The organism is Enterobacter sp. PGRG2 (assembly GCF_030291195.1).
In the GTDB taxonomy this organism is placed as follows: domain Bacteria; phylum Pseudomonadota; class Gammaproteobacteria; order Enterobacterales; family Enterobacteriaceae; genus Enterobacter_D.
This window is the reverse complement of record NZ_CP127837.1, coordinates 1,656,511-1,665,128: the sequence shown is the minus strand read 5'-3', so window position 1 is coordinate 1,665,128 and position 8,618 is coordinate 1,656,511. Positions and strand designations below refer to the sequence as shown.

The 8,618-nt window shown below is 57.6% G+C and carries 5 protein-coding genes; 2 read left to right on the top strand and 3 right to left on the bottom strand.

What is annotated here, in order from left to right; translation table 11 throughout:
* A partial coding sequence (gene opgB, locus QRD42_RS07225; protein WP_321988507.1) for a phosphatidylglycerol--membrane-oligosaccharide glycerophosphotransferase occupies nt 1–1,827 on the top strand: 1,827 nt, incomplete at its 5' end.
* Between the two features lie 41 nt (nt 1,828–1,868).
* On the opposite strand, the gene QRD42_RS07220 is transcribed toward opgB, so the two are convergent.
* The 3 genes from QRD42_RS07220 to tamA are packed head-to-tail and all read right to left on the bottom strand — an operon-like array spanning nt 1,869 to nt 7,722.
* Nucleotides 1,869–2,213 carry a gamma-glutamylcyclotransferase gene (locus QRD42_RS07220; RefSeq protein WP_072570327.1) on the bottom strand — a complete coding sequence of 115 codons (345 nt, stop codon included), beginning with the start codon at nt 2,211–2,213 and terminating at the stop codon, nt 1,869–1,871.
* Between the two features lie 2 nt (nt 2,214–2,215).
* Nucleotides 2,216–5,992, bottom strand: coding sequence for an autotransporter assembly complex protein TamB (tamB, locus tag QRD42_RS07215; RefSeq protein ID WP_321988506.1), 3,777 nt, complete (start codon nt 5,990–5,992; stop codon nt 2,216–2,218).
* On the bottom strand, nt 5,989–7,722 hold the full coding sequence (tamA, locus tag QRD42_RS07210; RefSeq protein ID WP_072570325.1) for an autotransporter assembly complex protein TamA: 1,734 nt from the start codon (nt 7,720–7,722) through the stop codon (nt 5,989–5,991). The genes tamB and tamA overlap by 4 nt, the downstream gene beginning before the upstream one ends.
* Nucleotides 7,723–7,933: 211 nt before the next feature.
* On the opposite strand from tamA, the gene msrA reads away from it, so the two are divergent.
* Nucleotides 7,934–8,578 (top strand): peptide-methionine (S)-S-oxide reductase MsrA, encoded by a 645-nt coding sequence (gene msrA / locus QRD42_RS07205; RefSeq protein ID WP_321988505.1) that lies wholly within the window; start codon nt 7,934–7,936, stop codon nt 8,576–8,578.
* The last annotated feature ends 40 nt before the right edge of the window (nt 8,579–8,618 follow it).

Sequence of the window (8,618 nt, the reverse complement as noted above, 5' to 3'; positions counted from 1 at the left end):
AAGCCCGTTTATAACCTGGTTTATATTTATGCGGAAAGTCTTGAGCGAACCTTGTTCGATGAAAATAAATTTCCACAACTGGTTCCCGATTTAAATCTTATCAGAAAATTTTCATTAGATTTTTCTGACACCAGGCAATTACCTGGGACGGATTTTACTATTGGCGGTATTGTCGCCTCACAATGTGGTATTCCCTTCTTTTCGCCAATGGATCGTAATTTCTCCGATAATCTGCGCAGCTTTTTTCCCTCGCTGATATGTCTTGGCGATATTCTCAAAAACTCAGGCTATGAGAATTACTTTTATCAGGGCGCGGATCTGCGCTTCGCCAGCAAAGCAGCCTTTTTTAACACACACGGCTTTCAGCATGTCGCCGGACTGCAGGAGCAAAAAAACGCGCTGCCGGATAAGACGTACCTCAATGACTGGGGTCTGCACGATGACACCACTCTTAATGCGGTCTGGGAGAAATACCAGATGCTTACCGCGCAAAATAAGCCTTTCGCGCTCTTTGCTTTAACCGTGGATACGCATCCGCCGGTGGGATCCATTGCGAAAAGCTGTCAGCAAAAACGCTGGCAGGAGGGCAAAGACGAGGCGTTCAACGCCGTGCTGTGCAGCCAGGAAAATATCGCCACGCTGATTAATAAGATCAAAGCGTCGCCTGGCTTTAAAAATACGCTGATCGTGGTGTCCTCCGATCATCTGGCGATGGAGCCCATCGGCGGTCAGATTGCGCAAAAACAACCGCAGCGGGAAAATTTGTTTTTTATTCTGCGCGGCGATCGTTCACAGACGGAGGTTATTTCCCGGCCACGCAATACGATGGATAACGGGGCCACCGTGCTGGAATTACTCGGCGGCGATAACGCCATCGGGCTTGGGCGCAGTACCCTTTCACGTCCCTCCCTGTCCGCCACCTATACATCCCTTGAAACGCGTATGCTGGACTGGGAGCCGGATATTATTCGTTTATGGTCAGGCGATCCGCAAAAGATTGACCAGTTAGTGATTAATCAGCAGAGCGGCAGCCTGTCGCTGGGCGATTTTAACTACACCCTGCCGGTGCTCTTCAAGGTGACGGAAGACAGCGTGCAGCCCTATCTGCCGGGCACCTATAACGCGCCGCTGAGTAAATACCTTGCCCATTTCGGGGCAGAGGATCGCTTTGTGTGGATCGATAAGTGCTTTCGCATTGCCCGCCTGGGGAAGCCTGAGCTGGCGACCGCACGGGAACTCTGCTTAGCGGAAGGCACGCTGGAGTCGGCGGTGAGCGTGCGGAAAATCCCGACGCCGGTTTATCAGACCAGAGTGGCATTTCCGCAGCACGACGATGATCGCGTGGACATTCATCAGCGGGTGAAAAGCCTTAATCAGACGCCAGACAGTGTGCGTTATCCGGCGGATCGCATCATGTTCGACATTGAAGGGTTCCCCCAACAGGTGAAGGCGGTGCGGGGGATTTCGTGGCAGGAGGACTGGGGACGCTGGTCGAATGCCAATATCGACCCGGCGGTAACCGTGGTTTATAAACGTCCCTTGCCGGACGCCTTTGACCTTACCCTGGTCGCCAAAGCCTCTGCCGCTAACATCGGGAAAAAGATTCTTGTGCGCGCCGGACAAGAAGAACATAGCCTGGTATTTGGCAGTGAGATTTCTACCCGGACGGTACGCTTTTCCGCAACCGGCGGTCCGACTGAACTGATCATCACGCCGCCCGACAGCGAGCCTGTTGATGAGGAAGGTCGTGGCGTCACGCTGGCCGAAACTCTTCAGCGCAGGCTGGGGATAGGGCTGGTGGAACTGAAAATTACCCCTGCGCCGTAGTCAATCCACAAAAAACAACGCCACCCGAAGGTGGCGTTGTATTAATACCGGTCCCGATCCAGCCAGTTTCCCGTTTCTATCCAGGTGCGCCCGTCGACCGGACGCTGGTACACGTACATCCATGCACTGCCGTACGGTGTCTGGATCAACTGACGTTTATACTCACCGCCTGCGGTGCGTAATGCATCCAGTTCGGCAAGGGTCGCCGAATCGATACGATAGACTTCCCCCTGCACATGGCCCGCACCGGGCACCGCGCCAGGGTAGTGACCCAGACTGTACAGTCGAAAATCTTCAACATTATGATCGCCCAGCCACTGAGCGTTGGTCATCCAGTGGCTGTTGCCTTGCTTGCGTCGTAAACTGCCGTAGACAAATATTCGCATTGCTAAAACTCAAACTGATAGAGCAAATCAAGTGCCTGATCTATGCCAGACACCGCTTCGAGATAAAGCTTAGGCATCAGGCGATAGCGCAGCGTGAGCGTTGCCAGAGAATCAAAAATACCCACTCCATACTTCACCTGCAGACCCGGCAGTACATAGCCGCTGACCACCACCTGGGAGGAGTCCCCCACCCCGGCAGTATCCAGTGCCAGATTGCTGACGCCGAACGTCTCGCCGATTTTACCCACAACCTGCCCACTTTGTGCAACCCCCAGGCCAACAAGGGCCGAGGTCATCGCCGCGCTGTCGCTCTGATCGCTGTCGAGCGGCTGTCCGCGTAGTAAATAGGAGAGCGCTTCCTGCTGCGACATCGCCGGGTCGGAGAAGATCTCCGCCTTAGGTTCATCGGCGGTACCTGTCACCCGTACGCCTGCGATAACGTCGTTTTCGGTGGCCTCGGGGTTACGGATCGCTTCAATGTTAAGTAAAGGTTGATCCGGTGGGCCCGAGAACAATAACTCACCTTTGCGCACAATCAAATCCTGACCGTAGGCATGGAAGCGTCCTTCAGGGATATTTATTTGCCCGTTCAGGCCAAGCCCTTGATTATCCTGCGCAACTTTTAAATCGCCGTTCAGACGCGCTTTCAGGCCAAAGGCGTCCATACGCACGTTATTGCCCACATGCACGATCAGGTTACTGTTGATCGGGATGCTGGCGGACTGCGGTTTCTCCGGCTCCAGGTTGGCATTGAGCATCACTTCGTCGCTGGATACGCCGACCGCGCTCTCCGGCACGTCGTGCACCACGATGCGCGCCCACGGAATATCAATGCTGCCGTCGAGGGTGACCAGATCCGGCGTGGCGACAAACACCACGTCCGGCGAGGCATCCAGGCGGATCATCGGCGGTACGGTGATGCGTACTTTGCTGCCTTTGGCGGCAACCCGCGCGCGCCAGTTATCCAGCTGGCTCCAGTCCGCATCGCCGCTGAGGTTGATCTGCCCCTGCTGGGTGCGCACGACGCCCTGCAATGTGGAGCGCTGGCCGTTGAAGTTCATCGCCAGCTGGCTCGGCTGCATGTCGAACGGCATAAAGTTGCCGTCGATATCCACGCCGTTCAGCTGCATCTGCCCGAACAGCTGCGGGCTTTGCGCATCCCCGGCGAGGCGCAGATTGGCGCTCAGCGTACCCGCCGCTTTTTCGCCGCGGGAGAAGATGGCGTTGACCATGCCGATAGAGAAGTTGCGGATATTAACGTTGCCGCCCAGATTACGCCGCCCCTGCGGATCGGTGATCTGCACCTGGCCATCAAACTGACCGTTATTGGTCAGCCGCATCATCCAGCCGAGATCGGCGCGGTTATCCCGCAGCCGCGCGTTAAGGTTAAGCGTGTCGAAGGCCACCAGCAGCGGCGCGTCGTTGATGGTTTGCGTCACGCGCACGTTGCGCCCGGAGAGGGTCACATCCCCCTGCGGCAGGCCCTCTTTCGTTGTATCCCAGCTGACGTCGGCTTTGCCGCTGAAAATGCCGCTGGCCTGGGTGGCGTCCGGCATAAAGGGTTTTACCATCGCCAGATCGAAGCGGTTAAGGTTCACCACCGCGCGGCCTTCCGCCCCGGCATCGATAGTTTGCGGTACGCACAGTTCTGCATTCGGGTTAGTCCAGCAGTGCGGCCCGATGCTGATCTTCTGCTCGCTGTTACGGTAATCCAGCGCAATCGCCCGGTTGAGGGACCAGGGGCCGACCGGGGTGGCGAAGCGGGTGTCGCTCAGGTTGCCTTTCCAGCGCTGGGTGGCGCGGTCAAAGCTGCCCGCCAGTTTAAGCTGGCCGGATACCGGCTCGCCCTGCACACGCAGTTGCAGCTCGTGCTGTTTTTCGCTGCCTTTTGCATCCAGCTGTACCAGGCTCAGGTTAACGCCCGGCTGCGCAATGCGCTCGGCGCGCACGTTGAGGTGACCGGCGATCTGATCGGTGGATTTCACATCGCCATCCACACGCACGCTGGCGACCGACAGCTCCTGCCAGCGCAGCGCACGAGCGGTAATATCCGCCAGCACCTGCGGCGCATCGACGGTGCCGCGCACTTTCACCAGGCCTTTCGCCGTGCCGCCCAGACCCGGCAGCGCGTTATCCAGCCCCGGCGCGTTTATCACCGCATCAAGGTTAAGATCTTTAACGCCCAGCTCGCCTTTGACGTCGGCGCTGTTCGGCCCCAGTTGCAGATGCAGACCTGGGATCACCCATTGCAGATAGCTGTTCCCTTTCAGGGAGCCTTCCACATTCACTTTGTTTTGTTTAACGTTGCCGGTGATCTTCAGCTGCGGGACATCCATCTGCCAGCTGCCGCCGTACAGGCTACCGCGGGTTTTGATCGCGCCGTTCAGTTTTGACGGCCAGTCCGGAAATTCTTTGGCGGTATTGATGCCGTTGAGCGTCAGATCGCCGCGCCAGCTGATCGCCTGCTGCCAGTCGAGCAGCGCTTTCAGCTCGGTTTTCCCCTCCAGCGCCGCGACGGTCAGCTTGTCGAGATTGATCTGCTGCTCATTGCCCTTCGCATCCAGCAGGATGGTGGCGGGCGGTACGCTCTGCCCTTTAACCGCCGTGTGGAACGACAGGGTGTAATCGGTCATTTTTCCGCTGAGCTTCAGCTTCAGATCGTCGGCCTGATACTGGCGCTCGCCGGTAAAGGGCCAGTACAGCTGCTCGCTCACCACTTCCAGATTCAGGGGCAGGCCCGCTTCGGCGAGCTGGGTTTGCGCCCGCAGTACCATATCCACTGGCCCGGAAAGATTGATGCCGACATCGAGGGTTTCACGCAGCGCGCCGCCAACCTTGAGCTTCACTTTTTCGCCTTTCAGCGGATCGACGTTCAGCGTGCTGTTCAGCGTCAGATCCACCGGCCAGTTATTGCTGAGCTGCGCGGTACCGGTGGCGTTCACCGTGCCCTGGTTCGAGTCGATATCCAGCGCATCAAGCGCCATGTTGCCGTCCTGCGTGCTGACTTTCAGCAGCATGGTGCGCACCAGAATATCGGTATCGCCGGTCAGACGCAGGGATTCGCCGCGAAACTCCTCGATATTGAGATTCAGCGGCAGGTGCACATCGGTCATCTCCGGCAGTACCGGCTTTGAGAACAGATCTTTCAGGGTTTCACCCAGCGGCTTTTCGTCCGGGTGAGGGTTATTGATCTTCGGATCCACCACTTCTTCCTGCGCCACCTCCGCCACTTTCGGCAGCGCGATCAGCAGGCCCTGCAAATTCGTTGGCTTCAGCGTCAGGTTTTTCTCCTGCCAGTTCAGCCCGCTGGTGAATTCGATCACCGACACGGTGGTGTCGTCGATTTTAATGTTGATGTTATTGAGCGCCACGCGGCTTAAGGTGATGGCGTAAGGCGTGGAGAGATCCAGCGGGCCGGTGTCCTCTTCTTCCACCTGTTCCGACTTCGGCATTTTCTTGCTGTCTATCGCCACGTTGATGTCTTTCAGCGACAGATCGTTAACGCACAGGCTGAAGTCACGCAGGCAGCCGAGCTTTACCGCCAGATGAATATCCCCGGCGTTAACCGCCACGCCAGGCTGGGTGTAGCTAAGATTTTTCAGATGCAGATCGCGCCAGCCGCCGGTGACCTGGCCAATTTCCAGCCCTGGCACCCAGCGATTCGCCGCTTTAAACAGCGTATGCAGGCCGGTAGTGGTGCCCACCAGAAAGGCGACGGTGCCCAGCAGCAGCAGGATGAAGATCAGTACGCCGAGGCTTATTTTCTTCCACAAACTCATAATTCAGGCCCCAGACCGATGTAAAACTGTAATCCGTGTTCGTCTTTGTCGCCGATGGGCACGGCGAGATCGAGCTTAATGGGGCCGACCGGCGACTGCCAGCGTACGCCGACGCCCGCGCCGGTTTTGAAATCGCTGCGGCGAATGTCGCTCACCGCTTCACCGCTGTCGATGAAGGTCGCGCCCCACCATTTCCCGGTGACGTTGTACTGGTACTCCAGCGAGCCGGTCGCCAGTTTCGACGCCCCTTTCAGCTTGCCGTCGTCATCCTTCGGCGAAATGGATTTGTACTTATAACCGCGGATACTGCGATCGCCCCCGGCGAAGAAGCGCAGATCCGGCGGCACTTTGTCGAAATCGCCGGTCTCGATCCAGCCGAGGTTGCCGCGCGCCACAAAGCGATGGCGGTCGGCAAGGGTGCGGATCCAGACGTTCTGCGCCTGCAACACCGAGAAATCGACGTCCGAGCCCCACGCGGTGTTGGAGTAATCAATGGAGTAGCGCTGGGAGTCGCCCCAGGTCGGCATCAGGCCGCCGCGCGAGCGGGTACGGCTGATCATCACGCCCGGATAGAGCAGCATGGTAGTGTTGGTAACGTTGCCCTGGGTAAAGTGATCGAGACTCCAGCGCAGGTTAATGGCTCGCTGCCAGCCGCTGGAGAGATCCCAGTAGCGGGACACCGCCAGCGTGGTGGAATCCGCTTCCGTATCGTTCAGATCGGTGCGCTTAAGGCCGCCCTGCACCAGGTAATACTGCTCCAGCGGATTTTTCAGCAGCGGCACTTTGTAGCTGAAATCCAGTTGCTGTTCCGGGGCGGAAATACTGGCGTTGGTGATCAGGCTGTGGCCGTAAGAGTTCATCCACGGCTTTTTCCACGACGCCTTCACCCGCGGCCCGACGTCGGTGGAGTAACCCACGCCGGTTTCAATGGTGTTTTCCGTGCGCGGCGATACCACGCCATGCAGCGGCAGCACTTTGGTTTTGCGCGACTTTTCAAATTCCGGCGCGACGATCACCGAGTTAAACCAGCCGGTGGCGGACAGACGCCGGTTCAGCTCTGCCAGGTCTTTGGTCTGGTAATAATCGCCCTCCTTAAAGGGCACCAGATTTTGCAGGTACTCATCGCGAATTTGCGAGCCTTCGAAAGTCACTTCACCAAAGCGGTAGCGCGTGCCGCTGTCGTAATCAATATCCCAGAACGCCTGATGGCGATCGAGGGCGACGCCCAGCTGGCTTTTATTAAACTTGCTGTCGAAATAGCCTTTGCGCAGGGCAACGTTGGTGAGGGATTTTTTAAAGCTGTCGTAATCGTGATGATTCAGTACGGTGCCGGTAGCCGGACGGGTTTTCAGCAGGTCGAGATAGTCATGATCGGTGCGGGCGCCGCCGCGCAGGATCACATCCGTACCGCCGATACGCACCGGTTCGCCCGGCGATACGCGGGCGATCAGCACCTGGCGACCTTTGGCCGGCGGCGGGCGCAGATCAAATTCAATGGTCGGCTCGTAGTAGCCAAGCGCTTTCAGACCGTCACGGATGGCGTCATCCACGCGAGCGCGAAAGCGGCGATCGGGGGTGACCTCATCGCTTTCAATCGTCGACAGCTGTGCGCGGACGTTTTTTTGTAGCGCGCCTGATAACCCCTCTACCTGCAAACGGACGTTTGCCGCAAAGGCGTGACCGCTTGCCAGCAGTAAAGTGGCAATACCTATAAGACGGATCTGTGGCACGTTCTCTCCTGAATATCCTTGTCCTGGCCCTGGAAGGAAACCAAAATGCCGCTCCCGGCTTAACAATAATTCAACAATGCGGGTTGAAAAACAGACGACAACCTCAATATTTCTTATGTTTAAATTTAGCCGTATTTAAAGCACTTATTGTGTTAAAAGACGAGCGCCGTTACAACCCTAACCACAATTCCCTTTCCCCGGAGGCCACACCGTGAGTCTATTTGATAAAAAACACCTTGTTACTCAGTCGGATGCACTGCCGGGCCGTAACACGCCAATGCCGGTTGCCAGTCTGCATGCGGTCAATGAACACTCGATGACGCATGTCCCGGACGGGATGGACGTCGCATTTTTCGCCATGGGCTGCTTCTGGGGCGTTGAACGTTTGTTCTGGGTTTTACCCGGCGTCTACAGCACCGCCGCAGGCTATATGGGCGGTTACACGTCGAACCCGACCTACCGCGAAGTGTGCAGCGGTCAGACCGGCCATGCCGAAGCCGTGCGCGTGGTCTACGATCCGAACGTTATCAGCTATGAACAGCTGTTGCAGGTGTTCTGGGAGAATCATGATCCCGCTCAGGGGATGCGCCAGGGCAATGACCACGGCACCCAGTACCGCTCGGCGATTTATCCCCTGACGCCGGAACAGGACGCCGCGGCGAAAGCCAGCCTTGAGCGTTTCCAGGCCGCCATGCGCGCGGCGGGGGATGACCGCACGGTCACCACCGAAATCAAGACCGCCGGGCCGTTTTACTATGCGGAAGATGATCACCAGCAGTATCTGCATAAAAACCCGTACGGCTACTGCGGTATCGGCGGTATCGGCGTCTGTCTGCCGCCGCAGGGCACGGCGTAATCNNNTCCCCTCACCCCGGCCCTCTCCCGGCGGGAGAGGG

Bases quoted from the DNA above. Each gene is read 5' to 3' on its own strand.
- tamB (WP_321988506.1), bottom strand. From the start codon at position 5,992: ATGAGTTTGTGGAAGAAAATAAGCCTCGGCGTACTGATCTTCATCCTG.
- QRD42_RS07220 (WP_072570327.1), bottom strand. From the start codon at position 2,213: ATGCGAATATTTGTCTACGGCAGTTTACGACGCAAGCAAGGCAACAGC.